This is a genomic window from Paracoccus pacificus, assembly GCF_042680785.1.
Taxonomy (GTDB): Bacteria; Pseudomonadota; Alphaproteobacteria; order Rhodobacterales; family Rhodobacteraceae; genus Paracoccus; species Paracoccus pacificus.
On sequence record NZ_JBHUEN010000060.1, the window covers coordinates 1 to 517 of the forward strand.

The following is a 517-nucleotide window of genomic DNA, read 5'->3' on the forward strand; positions in this document are numbered from 1 at the left end:
ACGGCCGCATGCAGATCGGCCAGATCGAAGGTTTCCAGAAGCCGGAGAACCTGGACATATTCGCGCCGGCCCTGCCGGTTCATCCGCGCCTCCATCAGCCGGCGCAAGGTGGCGAACTCTTCCGGCAGGTCCCAGCCCTGCAGCGGTGCCGCCTGATCCAGCGCATTGATCTTCTGCTCGATCAGCGGAAGGTAATGGATCGGGTCGAAGACAAGTTCGGCGCGATCCCAGCACCGGGGATGGCGGGCGATCACCTCGCCCCGGCAGCCGATCACCACCTCATGGATATAGCCCCGGATCCAGACATCCTGATGGCCGTAAGCAACTGGCACCGAGTAATCGTTGGTCTTGTAACGCACGAGCGATTGCGACGAGACCCGGCCGTTGTCCTGATCGCAGGCATCGAACGGCGCCCCCGGGAGCGGGCGCATCGCGGCGAGGTCGCGCTGCAATCTCTCGCTGATTGTCTCGCTCTCGCCGCGCAGGACGGCGTGCTGACGCTTGCGGCATTGCGCTT

The 517-nt window shown here is 64.4% G+C and carries 1 protein-coding gene; it reads right to left on the minus strand.

Features of this window, described 5'->3' with window-relative positions; genetic code table 11:
* The coding region (locus tag ACFSCT_RS19505) for a Mu transposase domain-containing protein (RefSeq protein WP_417629389.1) at nt 1-517 on the minus strand (517 nt) is incomplete at both ends.